This window comes from Falsiroseomonas algicola (assembly GCF_011040385.1).
Taxonomy (GTDB): domain Bacteria; phylum Pseudomonadota; class Alphaproteobacteria; order Acetobacterales; family Acetobacteraceae; genus Falsiroseomonas; species Falsiroseomonas algicola.
Genome location: NZ_JAAIKB010000004.1, coordinates 350,256 through 373,720 on the forward strand (window position 1 = coordinate 350,256; position 23,465 = coordinate 373,720).

General features: G+C 71.3%; 22 protein-coding genes. 4 read left to right on the top strand and 18 right to left on the bottom strand.

All coding sequences use genetic code 11. From position 1 onward, the window contains the following. The first annotated feature begins 37 nt into the window (after positions 1 to 37). A complete protein-coding gene (locus G3576_RS13000) occupies positions 38 to 1,042 on the top strand; it encodes an aldo/keto reductase (RefSeq protein ID WP_164694824.1) in 1,005 nt (334 codons plus the stop codon). A gap of 72 nt (positions 1,043 to 1,114) precedes the next feature. On the opposite strand, the gene acnA is transcribed toward G3576_RS13000, so the two are convergent. The 8 genes from acnA to G3576_RS13040 form a co-directional block, all read right to left on the bottom strand. Further along, complete coding sequence (gene acnA / locus G3576_RS13005; RefSeq protein WP_166250565.1) at positions 1,115 to 3,703, bottom strand: aconitate hydratase AcnA; 2,589 nt, start codon at positions 3,701 to 3,703, stop codon at positions 1,115 to 1,117. 49 nt (positions 3,704 to 3,752) lie between these two features. Further along, a complete protein-coding gene (locus tag G3576_RS13010) occupies positions 3,753 to 4,820 on the bottom strand; it encodes an NAD(P)H-dependent flavin oxidoreductase (protein WP_164694826.1) in 1,068 nt (355 codons plus the stop codon). After that, positions 4,817 to 5,425 carry a 2-hydroxychromene-2-carboxylate isomerase gene (locus G3576_RS13015; protein ID WP_207622799.1) on the bottom strand — a complete coding sequence of 203 codons (609 nt, stop codon included), beginning with the start codon at positions 5,423 to 5,425 and terminating at the stop codon, positions 4,817 to 4,819. Before G3576_RS13015 ends, G3576_RS13010 begins: the two co-directional genes overlap by 4 nt. Before the next feature lie 10 nt (positions 5,426 to 5,435). Continuing rightward, complete coding sequence (locus G3576_RS32575; protein ID WP_207622800.1) at positions 5,436 to 7,811, bottom strand: hybrid sensor histidine kinase/response regulator; 2,376 nt, start codon at positions 7,809 to 7,811, stop codon at positions 5,436 to 5,438. Between the two features lie 132 nt (positions 7,812 to 7,943). Beyond that, positions 7,944 to 8,855, bottom strand: coding sequence for an alpha/beta fold hydrolase (locus G3576_RS13025; RefSeq protein WP_164694828.1), 912 nt, complete (start codon positions 8,853 to 8,855; stop codon positions 7,944 to 7,946). Between the two features lie 64 nt (positions 8,856 to 8,919). Further along, the gene (gene gpmI / locus G3576_RS13030) at positions 8,920 to 10,470 is read right to left on the bottom strand and encodes a 2,3-bisphosphoglycerate-independent phosphoglycerate mutase (RefSeq protein WP_235951844.1); all 1,551 of its coding nucleotides are present in this window, start codon (positions 10,468 to 10,470) and stop codon (positions 8,920 to 8,922) included. A gap of 54 nt (positions 10,471 to 10,524) precedes the next feature. After that, on the bottom strand, positions 10,525 to 11,382 hold the full coding sequence (locus G3576_RS13035) for an ion transporter (protein WP_164694829.1): 858 nt from the start codon (positions 11,380 to 11,382) through the stop codon (positions 10,525 to 10,527). 66 nt (positions 11,383 to 11,448) lie between these two features. Next, positions 11,449 to 12,129: an NnrU family protein gene (locus tag G3576_RS13040; RefSeq protein WP_164694830.1), complete on the bottom strand. Its 681-nt coding sequence runs from the start codon at positions 12,127 to 12,129 to the stop codon at positions 11,449 to 11,451. A gap of 89 nt (positions 12,130 to 12,218) precedes the next feature. On the opposite strand from G3576_RS13040, the gene G3576_RS13045 reads away from it, so the two are divergent. After that, the gene (locus G3576_RS13045; protein WP_164694831.1) at positions 12,219 to 12,593 is read left to right on the top strand and encodes a VOC family protein; all 375 of its coding nucleotides are present in this window, start codon (positions 12,219 to 12,221) and stop codon (positions 12,591 to 12,593) included. Here G3576_RS13045 and G3576_RS13050 read toward each other — a convergent pair. The 6 genes from G3576_RS13050 to G3576_RS13075 form a co-directional block, all read right to left on the bottom strand. Next, positions 12,590 to 13,060 carry a 23S rRNA (pseudouridine(1915)-N(3))-methyltransferase RlmH gene (locus G3576_RS13050; RefSeq protein ID WP_328729065.1) on the bottom strand — a complete coding sequence of 157 codons (471 nt, stop codon included), beginning with the start codon at positions 13,058 to 13,060 and terminating at the stop codon, positions 12,590 to 12,592. The two genes, G3576_RS13045 and G3576_RS13050, sit on opposite strands and share 4 nt — an antisense overlap. Continuing rightward, positions 13,057 to 14,073 (bottom strand): ribosome silencing factor, encoded by a 1,017-nt coding sequence (rsfS, locus tag G3576_RS13055; protein WP_164694945.1) that lies wholly within the window; start codon positions 14,071 to 14,073, stop codon positions 13,057 to 13,059. The genes G3576_RS13050 and rsfS overlap by 4 nt, the downstream gene beginning before the upstream one ends. Then, positions 14,073 to 14,675, bottom strand: coding sequence for a nicotinate-nucleotide adenylyltransferase (locus tag G3576_RS13060; protein WP_207622801.1), 603 nt, complete (start codon positions 14,673 to 14,675; stop codon positions 14,073 to 14,075). Before G3576_RS13060 ends, rsfS begins: the two co-directional genes overlap by 1 nt. Then, complete coding sequence (locus G3576_RS13065; protein WP_164694832.1) at positions 14,672 to 15,529, bottom strand: 2-keto-4-pentenoate hydratase; 858 nt, start codon at positions 15,527 to 15,529, stop codon at positions 14,672 to 14,674. The genes G3576_RS13060 and G3576_RS13065 overlap by 4 nt, the downstream gene beginning before the upstream one ends. A gap of 67 nt (positions 15,530 to 15,596) precedes the next feature. After that, positions 15,597 to 16,613, bottom strand: coding sequence for an SDR family oxidoreductase (locus tag G3576_RS13070; RefSeq protein WP_164694833.1), 1,017 nt, complete (start codon positions 16,611 to 16,613; stop codon positions 15,597 to 15,599). Between the two features lie 95 nt (positions 16,614 to 16,708). Further along, positions 16,709 to 17,974, bottom strand: a complete 1,266-nt coding sequence (locus G3576_RS13075) for a glutamate-5-semialdehyde dehydrogenase (RefSeq protein WP_164694834.1) — start codon at positions 17,972 to 17,974, stop codon at positions 16,709 to 16,711. A gap of 212 nt (positions 17,975 to 18,186) precedes the next feature. Between G3576_RS13075 and G3576_RS13080 the strand changes: the two genes are divergently transcribed. Continuing rightward, positions 18,187 to 18,543: a hypothetical protein gene (locus G3576_RS13080; protein WP_164694835.1), complete on the top strand. Its 357-nt coding sequence runs from the start codon at positions 18,187 to 18,189 to the stop codon at positions 18,541 to 18,543. Positions 18,544 to 18,763: 220 nt separating this feature from the next. On the opposite strand, the gene G3576_RS13085 is transcribed toward G3576_RS13080, so the two are convergent. The 3 genes from G3576_RS13085 to G3576_RS13095 all read right to left on the bottom strand — a co-directional run bounded on the left by G3576_RS13085 (position 18,764) and on the right by G3576_RS13095 (position 21,778). Then, positions 18,764 to 20,263 (bottom strand): ABC transporter substrate-binding protein, encoded by a 1,500-nt coding sequence (locus G3576_RS13085; RefSeq protein WP_164694836.1) that lies wholly within the window; start codon positions 20,261 to 20,263, stop codon positions 18,764 to 18,766. Between the two features lie 64 nt (positions 20,264 to 20,327). Next, entirely contained in the window at positions 20,328 to 21,296 is a 969-nt protein-coding gene (locus G3576_RS13090) for a Bug family tripartite tricarboxylate transporter substrate binding protein (RefSeq protein ID WP_164694837.1), read from the bottom strand. Positions 21,297 to 21,352: 56 nt separating this feature from the next. Continuing rightward, complete coding sequence (locus tag G3576_RS13095; RefSeq protein ID WP_164694838.1) at positions 21,353 to 21,778, bottom strand: organic hydroperoxide resistance protein; 426 nt, start codon at positions 21,776 to 21,778, stop codon at positions 21,353 to 21,355. A 95-nt stretch (positions 21,779 to 21,873) separates the two neighbouring features. Here G3576_RS13095 and G3576_RS13100 point away from each other — a divergent pair, with 95 nt between their 5' ends. Next, positions 21,874 to 22,308, top strand: coding sequence for a MarR family winged helix-turn-helix transcriptional regulator (locus G3576_RS13100; protein WP_164694839.1), 435 nt, complete (start codon positions 21,874 to 21,876; stop codon positions 22,306 to 22,308). On the opposite strand, the gene proB is transcribed toward G3576_RS13100, so the two are convergent. After that, positions 22,298 to 23,440: a glutamate 5-kinase gene (proB, locus tag G3576_RS13105; RefSeq protein WP_164694840.1), complete on the bottom strand. Its 1,143-nt coding sequence runs from the start codon at positions 23,438 to 23,440 to the stop codon at positions 22,298 to 22,300. The genes G3576_RS13100 and proB overlap by 11 nt on opposite strands. Positions 23,441 to 23,465: the final 25 nt, after the last annotated feature.

The following is a 23,465-nucleotide window of genomic DNA, read 5'->3' on the forward strand; positions in this document are numbered from 1 at the left end:
CATCCTGCCCGCCACAACACCGGGCAGGAAGCAACCCATGGACTATCGCAAGCTCGGCCGCAGCGGCCTCAAGGTCTCGCCCTTGTGCCTCGGCGCCATGATGTTCGGCGACGCCACGACGGAAGCCGACAGCCACGCCATCATCGCCCGCGCCAAGGAGCAGGGCGTGAACTTCATCGACACCGCCGATACCTACAATGGCGGCAGGTCGGAGGAAGTCGTCGGCCGCGCCATCGCGAAGGATCGCGGCTGGTGGGTGCTGGCCACCAAGATGGCGAACCCGATGGAGCCCGGCCCCAACGGCCGCGGCCTGTCCCGCTACCACGCCATGCGCGCCGTCGACGCCAGCCTGAAGCGGCTCAACACCGACGTCATCGACATCCTCTATCTGCACAAGGAGGATCACGACACGCCGCTGGCGGAGACGGTCCGCGCGCTGGCCGACATGATCCGCGCGGGCAAGATCCGCTATTTCGGCGTCTCCAACCACCGCGCCTGGCGCGTCGCGGAAATCTGCCGCCTCTGCGACGAGGCCGGCATCGACCGCCCCGTGGTCAGCCAGCCCCTCTACAACGCGCTGAACCGCATGGTGGAGGTGGAGCACCTGCCCGCCTGCGCGCATTTCGGCCTCGGCGTCTTCCCCTACTCGCCCCTCGCGCGCGGCGTGCTGACGGGCAAGTACCGCGCGAATGTCGCGCCGCCGGAGGGCACGCGCGCCGCGCGGCGCGACAAGCGCATGATGGAGACGGAATGGCGGCCGGAAAGCCTGAACATCGCCGCCGACATCGCCGCCCACGCGACGACGCGCGGCGTCTCCGCCGCGCAATTCGCCCTCGCCTGGGTGCTGAACAACAAGCTCATCACCGGCGTCATTGGCGGGCCCCGCACGATGGAGCAGTGGGAGGAGTATGTCGGCGCGCTCGACTACCGATTCACGAGCGAGGATGAGGCGCTGGTCGATGGGCTGGTGACGGCGGGACATCCCTCGACGCCGGGGTACAACGATCCGGCCTATCCGCTGGAAGGGCGCGTCGCGCGCTGAGCCACAGCAGGGGGACGCCGTCCCCCTGCACCCCCTCTGCCAGGGTCCAACCGGACCCTGGACCGGGAGAACTCAAGCCACGGCCTCCAGCGCGGCGTGCAGCACGCCGCCGGCACACATCCAGGCGACCTCGCGCAGCGTGTCCACGCGGCAGGTCAACCCAGCCTCCACGACGGAGCCATCGCGACGCGTCGCGCGCAGCGTCACCGCCATGCCAGGGCGCAGGCCCTCCGCCAGGCCGACCACGTCGAAGCGCTCGCTGCCATCAAGCCCCAGAGTCTGCCGCGTCACGCCCGGCGCGAATTGCAGCGGCAGCACACCCATCCCGACCAGGTTCGACCGGTGGATGCGCTCGAACCCCTCCGCCACCACGGCGCGGATGCCAAGCAGGCTGGTGCCCTTCGCCGCCCAGTCGCGCGACGATCCCGTGCCGTAGTCCTGGCCCGCAACGACGATCATCGGCGTGCCTTCCGCGCGGTAGCGCGCCGCCGTCTCGAACACCGTCGCCACCGAGCCACCCGGCTCATGCCGCGCGAAGCCACCCTCCCGCTCCACCATCGCATTCCGGATGCGCGGATTGGCGAAATGGCCGCGCAGCATCACCTCGTGATTCACCCGCCGCGCGACGAAACTCGAGAAATCCCTGTCCGCCACACCAATCCCGCGCAGATAGTCCGCCACCTCGCCCTTGCGCGGAATGGTCCCGCCCGGGGAGATGTGGTCGGTCGTGATGCCATCGCCCAGCAGCAGCAGCGCCCGCGCGCCCAGGATGTCACCCGTCACCGGCACGGCACCATCGAAGAAGGGCGGCCTCCGGATATAGGTGCTGGCCTCGTCCCAGGTGAAAACCGGGCCGCTGCCGCCGGTGATGGCGCGCCAGGCAGCATCGCCCGCGATATCGGCATAGCCGCGCCGGAAGGACTCCGCCGTGACGAAGCGCGCCATCATCGCCGCCAGTTCCGCCGGATCGGGCCACAGGTCACGCAGGAACACCGGCATTCCGTCGAGATCCTCGCCCAGCGGATCACGCTCGAGATCGCGCAGCACGGACCCCGCGATGGCGCTGGCCACCACCAGCGCCGGCGATCCGATATAGGCAGCGCGCACCTGCGGATGGATGCGGCCTTCGAAGTTGCGGTTGGAAGACAGCACCGCCGCCGCCACCAGCCCGTCCCGCTCGATCGCCACGGAGGCCTGGTCGAGCAGCGGGCCGGAGAAGCCCGCGCAGGTCATGCAGCCGAAGCCTGTCAGATGGAAGCCCAGCGCATCCAGGCTGTCCTGCAGCCCGGACTCGCGAAGGTACTCCGCCACCACGCGCGACCCCGGACTCAAGGACGTCTTCACCCAGGGCTTCGCCCGCAGCCCCCGCCGCACCGCGTTCCGCGCCAGCAGCGCCGCGCCGATCATGGCGGCGGGGTTGGAGGTGTTGGTGCAACTCGTGATCGCCGCGATGGCGACATCGCCATGCTGCATCGGCCGGTTCTCACCGAGTCCCGGCACCGGCGTGTCCGCAACCTGCGGAAACCCCTGGCGCAGACTGGAAGGAATGTCGCGCAGCGCGCGCCGGTCCTGCGGCCGCTTCGGCCCGGCCAAGGCGGGCTCGATCGCCGCCAGGTCGATCACCACCTCCTCGCTGAAGACGACGCCCGCGCGGTCGCTCCCCCACAGCCCCTGCGCCTTCGCATAGGCCTCGGCCAGTGCCACGTCGCGCTCGTCCCGCCCCGTCAGGCGCAGGAAGCGGATCGTCTCCTCGTCGATCGCGAAGAAGCCCATGGTGGCGCCGTATTCCGGCGCCATGTTCGCGATGGTGGCGCGGTCCGGCAGCGGCAGCGTCGCCACGCCGGGGCCGTGGAACTCCACCAGGCAGCCCACGACGCCGACAGCGCGCAGCCGCTGCGTGACGGCGAGTGCCAGGTCCGTCGCCATCACGCCTGGGCGCAGCGCGCCGTCCAGCCGGCAGCCCACCACGCGCGGGATGGGCATGAAGATCGGCTCGCCGAGCATCGCGGCCCCGGCCTCGATCCCGCCCACGCCCCAGCCCAGCACGCCGAGCGCATTCACCATCGGCGTATGGCTGTCCATGCCCACCAGCGTGTCCGGGAAGGCGTGCCACGCGCCGTCCCGCTCCACGCTCCACACCGGCCGCGCCAGGTATTCCAGGTTCACCTGGTGGACGATGCCCGTCCCCGGCGGCAGCACACGGAAATTGTCATAGGCCTGCTGCGCCCAGCGGATCAGCGCGTAGCGTTCCGCGTTGCGTTCGTATTCCAAAGCGAGGTTGCGCGCGAAGGCCTGCGGCGATCCGCTCTCATCCGTCGCGACGGAATGGTCGATGACCAGGTCCACGGGAATGCGCGGGTTGATGCGCCTGGGGTCCGCGCCGCGCGCCACCATCGCATCCCGCATCGCGGCGAGGTCCGCCAGCAGCGGCACGCCGGAACTGTCGGGCATCAGCACGCGCACGGGGTGGTAGGCGATCTCGCCCTCGCCGAAGTCGGGCCAGGCGGAGAGCGACGCGATATCGGCCGCCGTCACGCTCTCCCCATCCTCATGCCGAAGCAGATTCTCCAGCAGCACCCTGATGGAGACCGGAAGCTTGGTCAGCGCGGGGTCGAGCGCCCGGATCGCATAGGCACGATCCCCCACGCACAACTCGGCCATGGCACGCTTCCCCCAACCCGTTGGGAGAAGCCTAGGACCGGCCCGGCCGTCAGGCCAGCAGGCGGCGCGCATCCTCCCACAAGGTCCGCGCCAGTTCGGCGGCGGGCTCCGCGCGGGCCAGCATGGCGGATTGCCCGGCCCAGGCCTGCATGCGGTCGATGTCGCCTGCCTTGGTCGCGGCGTCGCGCATCGCCTGGGTCAGCCCGCGCTGCACGGGGTAGGGCGCGGGCGGCGGTGCCTCCGGCGCGGCGGCCGCCTTCACATAGGCGGTGGCAATCCCCCGCCCCGCGCGGCCGCTGAAGGCGCGCGTCACGGCCGTGCCTTCCGGCGGCGTCGCCGCCAGGGCATCGGCCCAGGGGGCGGGGATGCGCGCTTCGGGGCAGCGCAGGAAGCCGGTGCCGACCTGCACGGCGGAGGCACCCAACGCCAGCGCCGCCGCCACGCCCCGCCCATCCGCGATGCCGCCCGTCGCCACCACCGGCACGCGGACCGCATCCGCCACCGCGGGCAGCAGCGCCATCAGCCCGACCATGGCGGCTTCGGCGCGGCCGGCTTCGAAGGCGCCGCGATGGCCACCGGCCTCCATGCCCTGCGCCACGATCACATCGGCCCCGGCCGCCTCGGCCTCACGCGCCTCCGCCACTGTGCTCGCCGTGGCCCACCAGGCGATGCCGCGCTGCTTCAGCCGCGCGACGAAATCTGCGGGATAGACGCCCATGATCGAACTCACGACCGCCGGCGCCGCCTGCAGCAGCGCCTCGCATTGCGCGGCGAAATCGGGCGGCGCGGCGTCGCCCGCTTCCGCCGGCACCGCCGGGCCCCAGCCGCCGAGAAAATCGCGCAGCGCCGCTTCCCGCGCCGGATCTCGCACCGGCGGCGGGTCGGGGATCCAGAGGTTCATCTGGAAGGCGCCATTCGTTGCGGATCGCACGGTCCGTGCCCAGTCCAGGATGGCCTCCGGCCCCATCAGCAGGGCGCCGCAGGCCCCCATGCCGCCGGCCTGCGCCACGGCGATGGACAGGCTGGGCGGGCAGGCCCCCGCCATCGGCGCCAGCAGGATCGGGATGCGCAGGCCGAAGCGGGTGCAGAAACGCTCGACGCGGGCGGTCACGCTCATCGCTTCACTCGCTCCACGCCCATGGGCAGGGCATCCAGGCGTCGCATCTCGGGATCATCGAACAGGCCGGGGTCGCGGAGGAAGGCCTCCGCCATCGGCATGGCATCCGCCCCCCAGAACAGCTCGTCCCCGATCGCCAGCGTCGGCACGCCGAAGACGCCGCGGGCGATCGCCGCCTCCGTCGCGGCGCGCAGCCGGTCCTTGGCGCCCGTCCCCGCGATCAGCGCGGCGGGGTCCGTCACGCCGAGATGCGCGGCGAAGGCCTCGGCCTCCACCACCGGGTCCCTCCCCTGCCCCCAGATGAAGCCGAAGGCCGCCGTCACCGCCGCTTCCGTCGCCCCCAGCGCCGTCACCAGGCGCAGCGCCTCCAGCGACCGGAAGGGGTGTGCGGGCGGGAAGCGCAGCGCGCCGCCGCCCTGGAACTGCACCTGGCGATAGGTCTGCCGCCGCTTCGGCGCGATCTCGGCGGGGCCGAGTTGCCCCCAATGCGCCAGCACCGCCCCCAGCACGATGGGCTCCAGCCTCACCTTCCGTCCCAGCGCCAGCACCCGCGGCAGCGCCAGATGCGCGAAGGGGGAGACGAGGTCGAAATACCAGGTGAGCATCGCGCCCCCTTCAGCGGCCGTCGGGACCATCCAGCAGGGCCATCACCTTCGCCACCAGCGCCGCCGCTGCATAGGGCTTGCCCAGCAGATGCACCCCCTCGTCCAGCCTGCCGTGGTGGATGATGGCGTTGCGGGTATAGCCGGTGGTGAACAGCACGGGCAGGCCCGGGCGGCGTTCCAGCACGGCGTTTGCCAGCTGCCGGCCGTTCATCGGCCCCGTCAGCACCACATCGGTGAACATCAGCGCGATGTCGGGATGGGCCTCCAGCGCCGCCAGGGCCGAAGGGCCATCGGCAGCGGCCACCACGCGGCAGCCGCCTTCCTCCAGCGCCGTCACCGCGAAGTCCCGCACCAGCGCATCATCCTCCACCACCAGGATGGTGCGGCCGGCGCCATCCCGCGGCGCTTCCGGCACCGTCACCACCGTCGGCGCATCCGCCGGCAGGTCGCTGTCCCGCAGCCTCGGAATATAGAGCTTCACCGTCGTGCCATGGCCGGGTTCGCTGTAGATGGCAGCGTGGCCACCGGACTGCTTGGCGAAGCCATAGACCTGGCTCAGCCCGAGCCCCGTCCCCTTGCCCACGGGCTTGGTCGTGAAGAAGGGCTCGAAGGCGCGGGCGACGATCTCGGCCGGCATGCCGCCGCCGGTGTCGGAGACGCAGATCGCGACATACTGGCCGGGCTTCACCTCCTCCCGCCCCGCCGCATAGGCCTCGTCGAGATAGGTGTTGGCGGTCTCGATCGTCAGCTTGCCACCGCCCGGCATGGCGTCCCGCGCATTGACCGCGAGGTTGAGCAGCGAGGATTCGAGCTGGTTCGGATCAGCATGGGCGCGCCAGAGGCCGCCGGCCAGCACCGTCTCCACCGCCACATCCTCCCCCAGCGTCCGCCGCAGCAGGTCCGACATGCCGGCCACCAGCCGGTTCACATCCACCGCTTCCGGCGCCAAAGGCTGCTGGCGGGAGAAGGCGAGGAGGCGGGCGGTGAGGCTGGCGGCGCGCTGCGCGCCCTCCATCGCGCCGTCGATGCCGCGGCGGATGCGCTCATCCATCCCCGCATCGAGCCGGCGCTTCACCAGCGCCAGGTTGCCCAGCACCACGGTCAGCAGGTTGTTGAAGTCATGCGCCACGCCGCCGGTCAGGCGGCCCACGGCTTCCATCTTCTGCGCCTGGCGCAGCTGTTCCTCCGCCCGCTCCCGCCCCGTGGCGGCGGCAACCAGGCGGGCATTGGTCTCCGCCAGGTCGCGCGTGCGCTCCATCACGCGCATCTCCAGCGCCTCGTTCAGGCGCTTCAGTTCCTCCTCCCGCGCATGCAGGGTGGCGGAGGTGCTGGCCAGCGCATCGCCGATCTGCGCCACCTCCCGGATGCCGCTCGGCACCGCGGGGACGATGGCGCCATCCCCCATGGCGCGGGCGCTGGCCGCCACCTCCTGCAAAGGCGCGGCGATGCGCCGCCCGAAGGCCAGCGCCAGCAGCAGGGAGATCAGGGCGAGCAGCGCGCCGGTCGCGACCAGCAGCAGCAGCGAACGCCGCAGCGGCTCCGCCAGGGCATTGTCCGGCACGCCGACCGCGACGCGCCAATCCGCGAGCGCGGAGCGCGCATAGGTGCCGAGCACGGGACGGCCATCGGCGGTGGTGCCGCGCCAGGTGCCCTCCGTCCCCCGCGTATTGTCCTGCAGGTCGCGCGTGGCCTGGCGGCCGACGAAATCCTCATGCCGCTGGCTGCGGGCCAGGATCATGCCCTGGTCATCCACCACCGCGATGGTCCAGTCCGGCGGGAGGCGCTCGCTCGCCAGCACCTGGCGGATGCGCGTGACGGGCAGGCTGAGGCTGAGGAAGGCCGGGCCCTCGCCCGCCCGCAGCGGCGCGACCTGGATCTCCATGGCGAAGAGCGCCTCGCCCGCCGCCGCCCCCTGGAACAGGCCGGAGATCATGGTCTGCCGCGGCCGCGCGCCATCGGCCAGCGGCGCGGGCAGCGACGTCATCAGCTGCGGTGACCCGAAGGGCACCCGCGCATTCACCAGGCGCCGCCCGGCCGCATCCCGCAGCACGGCGGTGACGCCGAGGCGTTCCTGCAACTCCACCACCTGCGCGTGGAAGCGTTCGAGATCGCCGCTGCGCAGCGGCTGGGACAGGCTGAGCAGGTTGAGCATGGCGGAGAGCCCCGCCAATTCGCGGTCCACCGCGACCGCGGCGCTGCGGGCGGCGTTCAACGCCTCCCCCTCCAGCCGCGCGCGCTCCACATTGCCGACGCGCCACAGCAGGCCCGCCACGAAGACCAGGATGGGCAGCGCCAGCACGGCGGCGAAGAGTGCCAGGTGCCATTGCACCGGCCGGCCCGGCGGCTCGATCCGGGCCGTTGATCGCGCCGATGGCGATGTCGTCACGGCCAGCCCCCGGGGATGGAAGGGTTCATGCGCAGCGGCGCCTCCATGCCTCGCCGCCGGGACGGCGGCAAGGACGGGGAAGCGCCCCTCGTATCGAAACAACGCCCCTTCACCCGGGCGTGATGCAACAGGTCAGGTTGCGAAGAAGGGCAGGATCTCCGCCAGAACCTCCTCCGGCGCATGCTCCGCCAGATAGTGGCCGCTGCGCACCGCGCGGCCGGAAAGCGGGCCCGTCACGTAGTCCCGCCACACCGGCAGCACGTCATCGAACACCGCCTGGGTGTGGGACAGGCGGCCCCACAGGACATGGACGGGGCAGGCCAGGCGCCTGCCCGCCTCGTAATCCGCATTGTCCATGGCGAGGTCGAGCGTCGCGCAGGCGCGGTAGTCGGCGCAGGAGGCGCGGATGGTCTTGGGCGTGAAGCAGCGCACGTATTCCGCGACGGCGCGCGGGTCGAAGATCGACATGCCCATGCCCTTCTTGCCGATCTTGCGCGCCATGAACCAGTCGGCGGGCACGGATTCCATCATCCGCTCCGGCAGCCCTTCCTCCTGCGGCATGAAGACCCAGTGCCAGGACTTCATCGCCCAGTCCTTGGTGACATTCGCATAGACGTGGCGCTGCGGCAGGATGTCGAGGATCGCGGCGCGGATCACGGCATCGGGGTGGTCGAGCCCCAGCCGATGCGTCACGCGCCCGCCGCGGTCGTGGCCGCAGACGTTGAAGCGCGTGTGGCCGAACTGGGCCATGACGGCGACGGCGTCCTCCGCCATGGCGCGGAAGGTGTAGTCGGCGGGGTCGTAATACGGCAGGGAGAGGTCGCCCGGCCCGGTGCTGTCCCCATAGCCGCGCAGGTCGATCGCCACGCAGTCGAAGTGCTTTGTGAGGTCCGGCGCCATGCGGTGCCAGATGACGTGGGTCTGCGGGTTGCCGTGCATCAGCAGCAGGGGCGGGCCGGAGCCGCCTCGGCGGGCGCGGATGCGGGCGCCGCCCGGTGTTTCCACGACCTGGTCGGACCAGCCGGGCAGGAGATCGTCGCTCATGGTGTTTCCCCCCGCCGCGTCGGGCGCGGCGCGGGGGAATGCTGCACCCGCGGCGACGGGCGCGCTACCGCAGCAGCGAGACGCCCGTCATCGCCGCGGGCTGGGGCAGGCCGAGCAGCGCCAGCAGCGTCGGCGCCAGGTCGGCCAGCCGACCTTCCGCCAGCGTCGCCCCTTCCGGCGCGCCCATCAGCAGCACGGGCACGACATTGGTGGTGTGGGCGGTGTGCGGGCCGCCCGTGACGGGGTCCCGCATCATCTCCGCATTGCCATGGTCGGCCGTGACCAGCAGGCAGCCGCCCGCCTCCCGGATGGCACCGGCGATGCGCGCGAGCCCCGCATCCACCGCCTCGCAGGCCTTGATCGCGGCGGGCAGGCTGCCGGTATGGCCCACCATGTCGGCATTGGCGAAGTTGAGCACGATGAGGTCATAGGCGCCGGATTCGATGGCCGTGACCGCCTTCTCCGCCAGTTCCGGCGCCGACATCTGCGGCTGGAGGTCATAGGTCGCGACCTTGGGGGAGGCGACCATGACGCGATCCTCCCCGGGATAGGCCGCTTCCTCGCCGCCATTCAGGAAGTAGGTGACATGCGGATACTTCTCCGTCTCCGCCATGTGCAGCTGCTTCAGGCCCGCCTTGCTGACGACCGAGGCCAGGATGTCCTCCATGGATTGCGGCGGGAACAGCGCGGCCATGAAGGGGTTTAGCGCGTTGCTGTATTCCGTGAGGCCCGCTGCCCCCACGAAGCGCACCGTGGGGTCGGGCGTGAAGCCGGTAAAGGCGGGATCGACCAGCGCCGTCATGATCTCCCGCACCCGGTCCGCGCGGAAGTTGAAGCAGAGAGCCGCATCCCCGTGGCGCATCCCGTCCCGGTCGCCATCGGCGCGAAGGCCGTAGTCACCGATGGCAGCGGCGGGGATGAACTCATCCGTCTTGCCCGCTGCATGGGCCGCGGCGATGGCGGCCTGGGCGGTCGGGTGCCGCGCGCCCTTGCCCGTGACCATCACGTCATAGGCCTGGGAGACGCGTTCCCAGCGATTGTCGCGGTCCATCGCGAAGTACCGGCCGCAGATCGTCGCGATGGTCGCACCCGCCGGCAGCGCGGCCTCGAAGGCCTGGAGGAAGCCCGCGGCGCTGTCGGGTGCGGTGTCACGGCCATCGGTCCAGGCATGGACCAGCACGGTGATGCCCTGCGCCGTCGCGGCCTTGGCCAGCGCCACGGCATGGTCCTGGTGGCTGTGCACGCCGCCCGTGGACAGCAGCCCCATCAGGTGCAGCCGCCCGCCACTTGCCTTCAGCTTGCCGAACAGCGCGGTCAGCGCCGGCAGGGTCGCGATCGAGCCATCGGCGCAGGCCGCGTCGATGCGCACCAGGTCCTGCATCACCACGCGCCCGGCGCCGATGTTGAGGTGCCCGACTTCCGAATTGCCCATCTGCCCCTTGGGCAGGCCGACATCGAGCCCGGAGGTATGCAGGAAGTTGCGCGGCCCGGCCTGCCACAGCGCGTCGAAGCAGGGGGTGGCGGCCTGGCGCACGGCATTGTCCGCCACCTCCTCCCTCCAGCCCCAGCCATCAAGGATGGCGAGCATCACGGGGCGGCGGGCGGGGGTCGGCATGGGGCGCGGTCTCCGGCGGGGGTGGCCGTGCCTACCCTCCCGCGGCGCGGCTGGTCAATTCAGCCGCCCCCGCAGCGCCGCCACTTCCGCGCGCAGGCCGCGGATTTCCTGCAGCAGCATCTGGGTATCCAGATGCGCCTCGCTTCGCGCCGCTTCCGTCGCCACCTGCGCGGCGCGGGCATCGGCGCTCTCCCGCTGCTCCCGCAGCGTCTGGATGCTCTCCACGATCACGCCGATGAACAGGTTCAGCACCACGAAGGTGGCCAGGATGGTGAAGGGGAAGAAGAACAGCCAGGCCAGCGGCACATGCTCCATCGCCTGGCGCACGACATTGCCGAAATCATCCATCGCCATCAGCTGGAACAGGGTGAAGAGCGCGGTCGGCAGGTCCCCGAACTGCTCCGGCATCACGTCGCCGAAGAGCTTCGTGGCCATCACGCCGAAGACGTAGAAGATCAGCAGCATCAGCAGCACGATGCTGCCCATGCCCGGCAGCGCGGCCAGCATCGCCTCCACCACGTTGCGGAGCGACGGCACCACGCTGACCAGCCGCAGCACCCGCAGCACGCGCAGCGCCCGCAGCACGGAAAGCGGGCCGGTGGTCGGCAGCCAGGCGATGCCCACCACGATCAGGTCGAAGATGCCCCAGGGGTCGCGGAAAAAGCGGCCGCGGAAGGCGTAGATGCGAAGCGCGAGTTCCGCGGTGAAGATCCAGAGCAGGATGTGGTCCACCGCGACCAGCAGCCCGCCCCAGGCTGCCATGACGCTGTCCGAGGTCTCGAGCCCCAGCGTCACGGCGTTCAGCAGGATCAGCGCGGTGACGCTGTGCTGGAAGCCGCTGGATAGGATCAGGCGCGCCAGGCGCGCGCGCGGCGAAGCATCGGCGTCAGCCGCCGTCAGGACTTCCTGCATCGAATCGATCACCCCCGGTTGCCGCAGGGAATGGCGGCAGCACGGGGCGATTTCAAGGCATCGTGATCAACCGCCGATCAGCAGCGCCGGCACGCCGAAGATGCCGCGGTGGAAATGCAGCAGCGCCGCCCAGATCAGCAGCCCGACCAGCGGCGGCATCAGCCCGATCTCCTTCAGCACCAGCCGGTTCCGGCCCGCCGCGATGGCGCCGAAGGGCAGAATGGAGGTCTGCTGCGCGAAGCCCGGCCAGCGGTCCGGGTGGCGCGCCGCCAGCTTGGCATCGATGGAGGGCATGCCGACGAAGGCCGTGACCGCGAAGGCGCCGAAGAAGACCAGCGCGGCGGTGTCGCCATTGGCGATCATGTGGATCACCGCCCAGCCGCCGAAGGACCACAGCATCGGGTGGCGGGTGATGCGCTGGATGCCGCGCGCCTCCTCCCCCAGCCCCTTGTTGCCGAAGGCCGTCGGGTTCCGCTTGTGGCTGGCCATGAACAGGATGAAGACCGGCAGCATCAGGAAGGCCAGCACCCAGCGCAGTTCAGCCGGCGCAGCCCAGAGAAAGGTCGTCTCCGACCGCCGCCAGGCGAAGACCATGGCGAAGATCAGCACGAAGGACAGGATGGAATAGACCAGGACGAACCGCTTCTCCCCCATCGCGGCGACGAGGCGGCCCCGCATGGTGGTGCCTGCGATGCCGACATGGACTCCGACCCAGGCGATGGCGAGAAGGATCAGCAGGACGAACATGCGGGCGGCTCCGACGCGGTGTCGCCGCGGAGGGTAGCCGAAGCGCGGCGCCGCGGGCAGGTTGAACCGCAACAGCGGGGCCGAAAGCCATGGATGACGAGACGATGCGCCCCTTCGCCTATGTGCTGGCGGTGAAGGACCTGGACGCCAGCGCCGCCTATGCCCGGGATGCGCTGGGCTTCACGCTCGGCTGGGCGGAGATGAAAGGCTGGCGCCTGCTGACGCGGGGGTCCGTGCGGCTGATGATGGGCCATTGCCCGGACGCCTTGCCGGCCGCGGAGACCGGCGACCACAGCTGGTTCGGCTACCTGGAGGTCGATGACATCGACGCGCTGCATGCCGAGTTCTCGGCCAAGGGCGCCCTGATCCTGAACCCGCCGAGCGACCGCCCGCACGGAATGCGGGAGATGGTGGTGGCCTTCCCGGAGGGCCACCGGCTGATGCTGGCGCAGGCCCTCGATTAGGGCCGCCAGGCCCGGTGGTAGGGGTGGTTCGTCCGGATCGCCTGGGCCCGGAACAGCTGCTCCGCCAGCAGGCCGCGGACCAGGAAATGCGGCCAGGTCAGGGGGCCGAGGGACAGGCGGTGGTCGGCGCGGGCCAGCACGGCGGGGTCCAGCCCCTCCGCGCCGCCGATCAGGAAGGTGATGGGCCGGGCCAGGCCCTCCCACTTCTCGACCAGCGCGGCCAGCGCCTCGCTGGTCGGTGCCTGGCCGCCGAGGTCCATGGCCACCGCGAAGGCCTGGGCGGGGAGAGCGGACAGGATGGCCTGCCCCTCCCGCCGCCGGATCTCGGCGGCATTCGCCCCCTGTCCTTCCGGCAGTTCCGTCACGGCCATCGCCGGGCGCAGCCGCGCGGCATGCTGGTCGAACAGCGCCTTCTCCGGCCCGGGCTTGATGCGCCCGATGGCGACGAGCGAGACGCCCCGGCTCACTCTTCGTCGTCGTCCTCGATGCCGGGTTCCGGCACGCTGCCGTCATCCGGCAGCGGCGTACGATCCAGCGTGGAGGCGCCGGGGCTGTCCGGACCCCACATTCGCTCCAGCGCGTAGAGCTGCCGCGCCTCCGGCTTGAAGAGGTGGATGACCAGGTCGCCGGCATCGATCAGCACCCAGTCGGGGGAGGCCTGGGTGGCATCGCGGCGGAGCTTCAGGCCCTCCTTCTCGAAGGCGTCCTCCAGGTGGCTGGCCATGGCCTGGATCTGGCGGTCGGACAGGCCGGTCGCGATCACCAGGCGGTCGGCGTAGTCGGCGCGGCCGGTGACGTCGAGAACGGCGATGTCCTCCGCCTTGTCCTCGTCGAGCGACTTGCGCGCCGCCTCCACCAGCCGGTCGAGCAGCGCCAGCGGCACCTTCTCCCGCTTCGCGGCCTTGGCGCGGGCGGGGCGGGGTGCCTTGGGGGCGGCGGCCTTGGCCGGGGCCTTCGCAGCGGTGGCCTTGGGCTTCGCGGCCGCCTTCGCCGGGGCTTTCTCAACCGCCGCCTTGGGCTTCGCAGCCGCCTTCGCCGGCGCCTTCTCAGCCGCGGCCTTGGGCTTCGCAGCGGCCTTCGCCGGCGCCTTCTCAGCCGCGGCCTTGGGCTTCGCGGCAGCCTTGGCGGGCGCCTTCGTGGCCGTCGCCTTGGGCGTCGCGCTCGCCTTGGCCGGGGCCTTCTCGGCGGTCGCCTTGGGCTTCGCAGCAGCCTTGGCGGGTGCCTTTGCCGCCGTGGCCTTGGGCGCCGCGGCGGCCTTGGCCGGGGCCTTCGCGGCGGTCGCCTTGGGCTTCGCGCTCGCTTTGGCGGGCGCCTTCTCGGCCTTCGGCTTCGCCGCGGTCTTCGTCGTCGCGGCCGCCTTGGCAGCGCGCTTCGGCTTCACATCCTCCTCGGCGGGCGCCGCGGGGGTCTTGGGCGTGCGGGCGATGGCCGCCTCCTCTCCAGAACAGGTTTCAACAGCACCTAGCACATCGGCCACCATCACGCCGCGCGCATCGCCGCCCGGATCGCGGTGGCGGAGGCAGCGTGCTCGGTCGCCGGCACGAAGGACCAGGGGGCATGCGCCGGGCGAGGCCCCGACAGTAACGCCGCGGGGCGGCGCCGGTGGCGCGCCATCCGATGCGCCGCCTTGCCCGCCAGCGCCACTCTTGTCCAGCCCGGCCGCGGCAGCACGGCGATCGGCGTGCGCGACACCAGCGCTTCCCACCCCCGCCAGCGCGGCAGTTGCACCAGATTGTCCGCGCCGATGACGAAGACGAAGCGGGACCGCGGAAAGCGCCGCCGCAGCGCCGCCAGCGTCGCGATGCTGTAGCGCGTGCCGAGCCGCGCCTCGATATCCGTCGCCACGATCCGCCGCCCATCGGCGATCCGCCGCGCGCTGGCCAGGCGCTGCGCGAAGGGTGCCATCCCCGCGCGCGGCTTCAGCGGATTGCCCGGGGAGACCAGCAGCCAGACCTCATCCAGCCGCAGTGCCCGGCGTACCACCCGGGCGACATGGGCGTGCCCCTCATGCGCCGGGTTGAAGCTGCCGCCCAGCAGCCCGATCCGCCGGCACCGCCGGTCGCCCCAGGCATTGATCGTCAACGGATGCGCACCGTCACGCTGACCGGCTGGCCCGCCAGCCCCGCATAGGTCGCCGTGTAGGTCCGCCCCGCCTGCACCGGCAGCGCGGGGGAGAAGCCGCCCAGCGAGACGATGTCCCCGGCCCGCAGCCGCCGGCCCTGTTCGCGCAGGTCCTTCACCAGCCAGGCCAGCGCGTTCAGGGGATGGCCGAGCAGCGCGCTACCCGGCGCGCGGGACAATTCGCGCGTGTCATCCGCCAGCGTCACGGTCATGGAGGCCATCGCCGCGGCGAACTCCGGCGTGGCCTGCGCGGGAATCTCCTCCCCCACCACGCCGAAGCGGGCGCCGACATTGATGGAGATCAGCAGCGGCCCGGACCAGGGCGCGTTGCCGCCATGGACCAGGTCCGGCAGTTCGATGAAGGGGATCACGGCATCGAGGTGGCGGAGCAGCGCGACGGGATCCTCCCCCGCCTCGTTCACCCCCTCATCCCGCACCCGCACCAGCAGGTCGCTTTCCACCGCGGGCACGATCCCGAAATTCGCCGGGAACTCGGCGCCGGAGCGGGCACGCAGCGTGCCATGGAAGATGGCGCCGGCGACGGGATGCGGCACGCCGAAGCGCGCCTGGGCGGCGGGGTTCGTCAGGCCGACCTTCCAGCCCACCTGGTCGCCCCAGGGCTGCGCCAGCACCGCCACCAGCCGGTCCCGGCCGCAGAGCGCATCGGCCATGGTGAGCGGCCCCTCCGGCAGCGGCGCCGGCCGGCGGTCCAGGATGGCGGAGGCCAGCCGCGCCACGCTCGGCACGTCCGGGCAGGCGGCCAGCGCCGCGCCCGGCAGAAGGGCAAGGGCCAGGGCAGCCAGGCTGCGGAACATCGCGCGTCTCTCCCCGACAGGATGGTTGGCGCCATCCTAGCGGGGATCCGACGCGCCTTGCAGCCTGTTAGCTGCTCGGGCGACCGCCGGTGGCACCCTGCACGTCGCCCGTCGTGTAGCTCGCCTCCGCGGAGGCGAGCAGCACGAAGGTCGGCGCCAGTTCGGCCGGCTGGCCCGGGCGGCCCATCGGGGCCTCCGCGCCGAATTGCGGCAGTGCCTCCGGCTGCTGACCGCCGGAGGGCTGGAGCGGCGTCCAGAACGGCCCCGGCGCCACGGCATTCACCCGGATGCCCTGCGCCGCCAGCTGCTTCGCCAGCGACCGCGTGAAGGCGATGATGGCGGCCTTGGTGCCGGAATAGTCGAACAGCGCCGCCGGCGGGTCATAGGCGACGACGGAGGCGGTGTTGATGATCGCCGATCCGGGCCTGAGATGCGGCAGCGCCGCCTTGGTCAGCCAGAACAGCGCGTAGAGGTTGGTCTTCATCGTGCTGTCGAACTGCTCGGTCGTGATGTCCGCGATCGAGGTCTGCGCCGTCTGCCGCGCCGCATTGTTCACCAGGATGTCGAGCCCGCCGAGATCCCGCGCCGCCTGCTCCACCAGCCGCGCGCAGAACTCCTCCTGCCGGAGGTCACCGGGGATCGCGACGGCCTTGCGACCGGCCTCGCGGATCAGGCGCACCACCTCCCGCGCATCCTCCTCCTCGGCCTCGAGGTAGTTGATCGCCACATCCGCGCCTTCCCGCGCATAGGCGATGGCGGCCGCGCGGCCGATGCCGCTGTCGCCGCCGGTGATCAGCGCGCGGCGTCCCGCCAGGCGGTTGCTGCCGCGGTAGCTGGTCTCCCCGTGGTCCGGCTTCGGGTCCATGCGGGAGGCGAGGCCCGGCCAGGGCTGTTCCTGCCGCGGGAAGGGCGGGCGCGGGTATTTCTGGCGCGGATCGGCCAGCACCGCGGGCCCGGTCTGGGTCGGCGTCGCCGGCTGGCCCTGTTGCGCCTGGCCTTGGGCCTGCGCCAGCGTCAGCGGCACCGCCGCACCGGCGGCGCCGAGCACGAGGCGTCGGGCGAGGCTTCTCTGTTCGTCGGTCATGCGGGCTTCCCCCCTGTGTGTCAGGGCAAGAAGACCGTGGCGCCCGAAGGGTTCTGATCGACAGCGAGACTGTCGGCCGCGTTACGGTCGCGCCGCTACGGTCGCGTCTGGCCCGAGCCGATCACCTGGTACCGCCAGGTGCAGAGCTGCTCCGGCCCCACGGGCCCGCGCGCATGCAGGCGGCCGGTGGCGATGCCGATCTCCGCGCCGAAGCCGAATTCGCCGCCATCGCAGAACTGGGTCGAGGCATTCCACATGCCGACCGCGGAGGCGAGGCCGTTGAGGAAATGCGTGGCGACGCCTTCATCCTGCGTGACGATCGCCTCCGTATGCTCGCTGCCGTAGCGCCGGATGTGGTCGAGCGCCTGCTCGACGCCCTCCACGACCTTCACGGACAGGATCGCATCCAGCCACTCCGTGCGGAAATCCTCGTCGCTCGCCGGCGGCAAATCCGCGACGATGGCGCGCGCGCGGTCATCGGCGCGGAAATCGCAGCCCAGCGCGCGAAGATCGGCCACCAGCAGCGGCAGCAGGGATGGCGCGATGGCGGCATCGATCAGCAGCGTCTCCGTCGCGCCACACACGCCGGTGCGGCGCATCTTCGCATTCGCGAGGATCGTCCGCGCCATGGCGGGATCGGCGGCTGCGTGGATGTAGGTGTGGCAGAGCCCCTCCGCATGCGCGAGCACGGGCACGCGCGCTTCCTGCTGCACGCGCGTCACCAGCCCCTTACCACCACGCGGGATGATGAGGTCGATGAGGCCCGCGGCGCGCAGCATCGCGGCCACGAAGGCGCGGTCCGCCGTCGGCGCGATCTGCACCGCGGCCTCCGGCAGCCCCGCCGCGCGCAGCCCTTCCACCATGCAGCCATGGATCGCCGCGGCGCTGCGCGTGCTTTCGCTGCCGCCGCGCAGGATCACCGCGCTGCCGGCCTTGAGGCACAGCGCGGCGGCGTCCGCACCGACATTCGGACGGCTTTCATAGATCATGCCGATGACGCCGAGCGGCTGCGTCACGCGCTTGATCACCAGGCCATTCGGCCGCGTCCATTCCGCCAGCACGCGGCCCACGGGATCGGGCAGGTCGGCCACCTCCTCCACCGCGCGCGCCATCGCCTCCACCCGCGCGGGATTCAGCAGCAGGCGATCACGGAAAGCGGCGGAAAGGCCGGGCGCACCCTCCACATCGACAGCGTTGGCGGCAATCACCACATCAGCGCGCGCCCGCAGCGCGGCGGCTGCGGCCCTCAGCGCATCATCGCGTTGCGGTCGCGGCGCGGTCGCCAGCACGGCCGAAGCCTCGCGCGCAGCGCGGGCAGCGGTATCGAGCAGCTGGGCAACGTCGTCGGCGATCGCGTTCATGCGGATGACCCTCCGCGCGCATGGATAGCGCTTCCGACCCCTGCAAGGGAAGCGCACGGAAGCGTGCCATCAGCATGGCGAATATCGGCGATGCGGTTGTGCGATTGGCGTGAAGGACGGGCCGGAACCATCTTGGGCTCAACAACGAAGCCCTGGATGACGGACCCAACGATCCGCCCCGCTTCGTCGATAGCAAGTAAGGATAGAGTATCATGAGCACCATCAACCGCATCGCTGCCGCCGTGATCGCCGTGGGCGCCATCGCCGCCTCCCCCGTTCTGGCGCAGGATGTCTCCTACCCCCGCAGCGTCGGGACCGGCGAGAACTCCTCGGTCGAGTACGGCCCTGCCGGCAGCAGCAACATCGTCGGCGGCGGCCGCGTGGCCGTGCAGTACAACAGCCGTGGCGAGGGCAGCGTGAGCTATCTCGACCAGACCACGGCGCAGGCGCCGCGGGCGGGCCAGGTGCCGGTGCAGGTCGGCACGGGCGAGAACTCGGAGACGGTGTGGGTGCCGGCGACGGGCAACGCCTACATGACGCGGCTCCAGGCCTTCGGCGCGCGTGGCTGACGCGGGCGGTCACTGGAGAGGGGCTGCTCGCCCCTCTCCAGACCTCACCCCAGCCAGGGTCCAACGGGACCCTGGACCGCGGGCATAACGACGATGGGGAGGGGGCTCAGGCCCCCTCCCCATCGTCGTTCTATCTCAAAGGGTTCCCAAGCGCCCGCTGGCCCTTGGCAGGGTTGGGGTATCGGGGAAGGGACGGCGTCCCTTCCCCGGGCCACCCGCGCTACCGCGGCAGCCGTAGCCCCGCCAGCCGGATGATGCCGTCCGGGCTGGATTCGAAGCCTTCCATGCCCGCGCGCATGGCCCAGAACCAGCGGTAGTGGAACAGCATCATGTGCGGCCGCTCCGCCATCCAGATCGTCGCGGCCTCGCGGTAGAGCGCCTGGCGCTGCGCTGTCTCCGTCACGCCGCGCGCACGCGCGAAGAGCGTGTCGAGGCGCGGGTTGCTGTACTTGCCCCAGTTGAGGAAACCGTCGGAGGCCAGCCAGAAGCTGATGTTGCCGTCGGGGTCGGGGCGTCCCGACCAGATCGCCATCGCGGCCTCGTAGTCGCCGCGCACCGTGCTCGCGACCATCGTGCTGGCCTCGAGGGTTTCGATGCGCATGTCGAAGCCGCCTTCCGCCGCCATGGACTGGATGATGGTGGCGATCTGCGTTTCCATTGGCTGGTTGGCGACCTTCAGCGTGAAGGCCACGCGGTCATGCCCCGCCGCACGCAGCAGCGCGCGGGCGCGGGCGGGATCGCGCGCGGGCGCCGCGAGGTCGGCGAAGTGGTAGGGCGTACCGGGCGCTTCCGGCTGGTTGTTCGGCGTGAAGCGCCCTTCCATCGCGACCTGGTTGATGATGGCACGATCGATGCTGAGTTCGAAGGCTTCGCGCACGCGCGGATCGCTGCCGATCGGCCGCTGCGCCAGCGGGCCGCCAGCGACGTTGAAGCTGATGGTCTGGTAGGCGATCGAAGGCCCCACCACCACGCGGATGCGCCGATCGCGCTCCGCCGCGGGAAGATCGGAGGGCGCCACGCGCTCGATCAGATCGAGCTGCCCGCCGCGGAGGTTCAGCAGGCGGACATTGTTGTCGGGGATCGGCAGGAAGACGAGGCGATCGGCGTGCATGTTCGCCGCGTTCCAGTGCCCCGCATGCTTCTCCATCTCGATCCGGTCCTGCGCCACGCGACGTGTCAGTCGATAGGGGCCGGAGCAGACGGGATTTTCTCCAATTCGCTCCGCCAGGGGGAGCACGGAGGGTGCGAGCATCATCCCCGCGCGGTCCGACAGCACGGAGAGCAGCGGCGCGAAAGGCTCGCTGAGCACGAGGCGTACGGTGCGGGGATCGACGACGACCACCTCGCCCACCTGGCGCAACTCCGTCCGGCGGCGGCTTTCGCGCGCCGTGCGGTAGCGATCGAGATTCGCCTTCACCGCCGCCGCATCGATGACGCTGCCATCATGGAAGCGCGCGCCGTCGCGCAGCGTGAGCGTCAGCGCCAACCCATCCGCGGACCAGGCCCAGGCGGTGGCGAGTTCCGCGCGGAAGGAGAGGTCGGGCGCGACATCGACCAGCTTGTCGCAGAGTGCCGAGAAGACCACGCGCTCCACGAAGCTGCCGCTCTGCGCGGGATCCAGCACATTCGGATCGGCGCCGATGCCGATGCGCAGCGTGGTCTGCGCGAAGGCGGGCGCGGCCAGCAGTGACAGCGCGGCAGCGAGGTGAAGTGGGCGCATCGGCATTCTCCCGTCCAGGCGCGGGATGGTCGCGCCACGGGCCGGGCTGCGCAAGGCGATGCGCCTATTCGATCCGGATGTTGCCGGACCGGATGATCGGCTCCCACTTCACGCGCTCCGCCTCCCACGCCGCGGCGAATTGCGCCGGCGTCGTCGGCATCGGCTCCAGCCCGTTGCGGTTCAGCGTCGCCGTCACCTCCGCATCCGCCAGCGCCTGGCGCATCGCCTCCGACAGCCGGTTCACGATCGGCTCCGGCGTGCCGCGCGGCGCGGTGATGGCGTACCAGGACGCGACATCGAAGCCGGGCACGCCGCCTTCCGCCACCGTCGGCACGTTCGGCAGCAGGCGGGACCGCTGCGCCGTCGGCACGGCGAGTGCGCGCAGCCGCCCCGTCTCCACCTGCTGCATCACGGAAGGCGCCGTCGCGAAGGAATAGTCGATGCGGCCGGAGAGCAGATCCGTCGCCACCTGCGCGCCGCCGCGATAGGAGACACCGATCGTCTCGATCCCGCCGAGCCGATCCAGCATCAGCCCCGAAAGATGTGGCGATCCCCCGATGCCGCTATGGCCCCAGGACAGCGTGCCGGGCGCCGTCTTCGCCGCGGCGACGAGGTCCGCGACGCTGCGCCAGGGCCGGTCCATCGGCACGACGAGGATGTTGAAGAGATCAACCGCGATCGAGACCGGCATCAGGTCCCTCAACGGATCGACCGGCATGCGCATGACCATCGGGTTGATCACCAGCGTGCCGATGGTGCCAAGCAGCAGCGTGTGGCCATCCGCGGGGGCGCGCGCCACCGCCTCCATCGCGATGTTGCCGCCCGCGCCGGGCCGGTTCTCCACCACGATGGACTGGCCGAGGATCTCCCCCATGCGCGGGCCGAAGGCGCGCACCGCGATATCCGTGGCGCCACCGGGCGTGAAGCCGACGACGATGCGGATGGGACGGTTCGGGAAGCCGTCCTGCGCCAAGGCGGGCATTGCCAGCGGCAGGCTGGCGGCAATCAGGGCACGGCGCGTCAGGCCCGGCATGGTCGTTCACTCCCTTGGTTGCCTCCCTTGTAGGGGAGGCAACCAACGGGATGAAGTCAGGCGACGGTCAGCCCCACATCCACATTGCCGCGCGTGGCGTTGGAATAGGGGCACACCTGGTGCGCCTTGGCGACCAGCGCCTCGACATCCGCCTTGTCCCAGCCCGGGATGCTGATGGCAAGGTCGGCCGTGATGCCGAAGCCACCCTCGCTGCGCGGGCCGATGCCGACCTTGGCCGTCACGGTCGCATCATCCGGCACCTTCCTGCGGTCCTGCGCCGCCACGAACTTCATCGCGCCGAGGAAGCAGGCGGCGTAGCCGGCCGCGAAAAGCTGCTCCGGGTTGTTGCCCGGGCCACCCGCGCCGCCGAGTTCCTTCGGCGTCGCCAGCGTCACGTCCAGCGCACCATCGGCAGTGCGCGAACGGCCGTCTCGGCCGCCATTGGCGGTGGCTTCGGTGCGGTACTTCACATCGACGGGCATGGGGCCCTCCTTGCTGTTGCCATATTCATAGCGTCCTATTTGATCGTGCACAATAGAATTGGACGCGAAAAATCTGCCATGGTAGAGGGATCGTGATGACGGACCCCAAGCGTTGCCGGCGGCTGGAGGAGAATCTCTGCTTTGCCGTCTACCAGGCGAACCACGCCTTCACCGCGGCCTATCGCCCGCTGCTGGAGCCGCTCGGCCTGACCTATCCGCAGTATCTCGTGCTGCTGCTGCTCTGGGAGCGCGATGGCCTGGCGGTGAAGGAGATCGGGGCGCGGCTCGGCCTCGATTCCGGCACGTTGACGCCGCTGCTGAAGCGGCTGGAGGGTGCGGGCCTCGTGGCACGCGCGCGGAATGCGGCGGATGAACGTCAAGTACAGGTCACGCTGACGCCGAAGGGCCGCGCGATGGAGGCCGAGGCCGCCGCGATCTTCCCCGCCCTCGCCTGCCGCGCCGGCGATGACGCGGCGGCGCTGCGGGACAGGCTGCTGGAACTGGCGGAGCGGCTGCGCCCTACGCCGTAGGCGCCAGCACCACGAGGTCGTCCCGGTGGATGATCTCGTCGCGCCCCCGCCAGCCCAGGATCTTCTCCAGATCCTCGCTGCGGTGGCCGGCGATCAGCCTTGCCGCGTCCACGTCATAGGCGGAGAGGCCGCGGGCGAGTTCGTGCCCCGCCTCGTCGCGGACGGAGACAGGGTCGCCGCGGCCGAAGCTGCCTTCCACGGCGCGCACGCCGGCCGGCAGCAGGGAGGAGCCGCGCGCGAGCGCCCGCGCTGCGCCAGCATCCACCACCAGCACCCCGAGCGGCGCCAGGCTGCCGGCGATCCAGCGCTTGCGGGCGGAACGGCCCTCGCCTTCCGGAAGGAACCAGGTGCAGCGCGCGCCCTGTTCCATGGCGGCGAGCGGGCGGTCCTGCTTGCCGAGCGCGATCGCCATGGCGCAGCCTGCCCCCGTCGCGATCTTTGCGGCGATCAGCTTGGTGCGCATGCCGCCGGAGGAATAGCCGGGTGGCGGCTCCCCCCCCATGGCCATGATCTCCTCCGTGATGTGGGGGACCACGGGCAGGTGGGCGGCGTCCGGGTTGCTGCGCGGATCGGCGGTGTAGAGGCCATCGATATCCGACAGCAGCACCAGCGCATCGGCCTCCACCATCTCCGCGACGCGCGCGGCCAGGCGGTCATTGTCGCCGAAGCGGATCTCGGCCGTCGCCACCGTGTCGTTCTCGTTGATCACGGGAATGCAGCCGAGCGAGAGCAGCGTGCCGAGCGTGGCCCGCGCATTCAGGTAGCGGCGGCGATCCTCGCTATCCTCCAGCGTCAGCAGCAGCTGCGCGGCATTCAGCCCGACGGCCGACAGCGCCTCCGCCCAGGCGCCGGCGAGCCTGATCTGCCCGACGGCGGCGGCGGCCTGCTTCTCCTCCAGCCGCAGCTTCTTGCGCGTCAGGCCGAGCGCCCGGCGTGCCAGTGCGATGGCGCCGGAGGAGACGAGGATCACCTCCACGCCCCGCGCCCGCAGCGCCGCGACATCCTGCGCGACGCCCGAGAGCCAGGCCGTGCGCGGCGCGGCGGTGCGGTCATCGACGACGAGGGCGGAGCCGATCTTGACCACGACGCGACGCGCGGCGCGGAGATCAGGAGCGTGGGGTGCGGCCTGCATGGTGGCCTTCGCCTAGCATGGGCGC

Excerpts from the sequence above, each read along its gene's own strand:
- G3576_RS13045 (WP_164694831.1), top strand. The coding sequence starts at position 12,219 with ATGGATGACGAGACGATGCGCCCCTTCGCCTATGTGCTGGCGGTGAAG.
- G3576_RS13075 (WP_164694834.1), bottom strand. The coding sequence starts at position 17,974 with ATGAACGCGATCGCCGACGACGTTGCCCAGCTGCTCGATACCGCTGCC.
- G3576_RS13025 (WP_164694828.1), bottom strand. The coding sequence starts at position 8,855 with ATGAGCGACGATCTCCTGCCCGGCTGGTCCGACCAGGTCGTGGAAACA.
- rsfS (WP_164694945.1), bottom strand. The coding sequence starts at position 14,073 with ATGGTGGCCGATGTGCTAGGTGCTGTTGAAACCTGTTCTGGAGAGGAG.
- G3576_RS13000 (WP_164694824.1), top strand. The coding sequence starts at position 38 with ATGGACTATCGCAAGCTCGGCCGCAGCGGCCTCAAGGTCTCGCCCTTG.
- proB (WP_164694840.1), bottom strand. The coding sequence starts at position 23,440 with ATGCAGGCCGCACCCCACGCTCCTGATCTCCGCGCCGCGCGTCGCGTC.
- G3576_RS13035 (WP_164694829.1), bottom strand. The coding sequence starts at position 11,382 with ATGCAGGAAGTCCTGACGGCGGCTGACGCCGATGCTTCGCCGCGCGCG.
- G3576_RS13095 (WP_164694838.1), bottom strand. The coding sequence starts at position 21,778 with ATGCCCGTCGATGTGAAGTACCGCACCGAAGCCACCGCCAATGGCGGC.
- acnA (WP_166250565.1), bottom strand. The coding sequence starts at position 3,703 with ATGGCCGAGTTGTGCGTGGGGGATCGTGCCTATGCGATCCGGGCGCTC.
- G3576_RS13065 (WP_164694832.1), bottom strand. The coding sequence starts at position 15,529 with ATGTTCCGCAGCCTGGCTGCCCTGGCCCTTGCCCTTCTGCCGGGCGCG.
- gpmI (WP_235951844.1), bottom strand. The coding sequence starts at position 10,470 with ATGCCGACCCCCGCCCGCCGCCCCGTGATGCTCGCCATCCTTGATGGC.
- G3576_RS13070 (WP_164694833.1), bottom strand. The coding sequence starts at position 16,613 with ATGACCGACGAACAGAGAAGCCTCGCCCGACGCCTCGTGCTCGGCGCC.
- G3576_RS13100 (WP_164694839.1), top strand. The coding sequence starts at position 21,874 with ATGACGGACCCCAAGCGTTGCCGGCGGCTGGAGGAGAATCTCTGCTTT.
- G3576_RS13085 (WP_164694836.1), bottom strand. The coding sequence starts at position 20,263 with ATGCGCCCACTTCACCTCGCTGCCGCGCTGTCACTGCTGGCCGCGCCC.
- G3576_RS13090 (WP_164694837.1), bottom strand. The coding sequence starts at position 21,296 with ATGCCGGGCCTGACGCGCCGTGCCCTGATTGCCGCCAGCCTGCCGCTG.
- G3576_RS13015 (WP_207622799.1), bottom strand. The coding sequence starts at position 5,425 with ATGCTCACCTGGTATTTCGACCTCGTCTCCCCCTTCGCGCATCTGGCG.
- G3576_RS13010 (WP_164694826.1), bottom strand. The coding sequence starts at position 4,820 with ATGAGCGTGACCGCCCGCGTCGAGCGTTTCTGCACCCGCTTCGGCCTG.
- G3576_RS13080 (WP_164694835.1), top strand. The coding sequence starts at position 18,187 with ATGAGCACCATCAACCGCATCGCTGCCGCCGTGATCGCCGTGGGCGCC.
- G3576_RS13040 (WP_164694830.1), bottom strand. The coding sequence starts at position 12,129 with ATGTTCGTCCTGCTGATCCTTCTCGCCATCGCCTGGGTCGGAGTCCAT.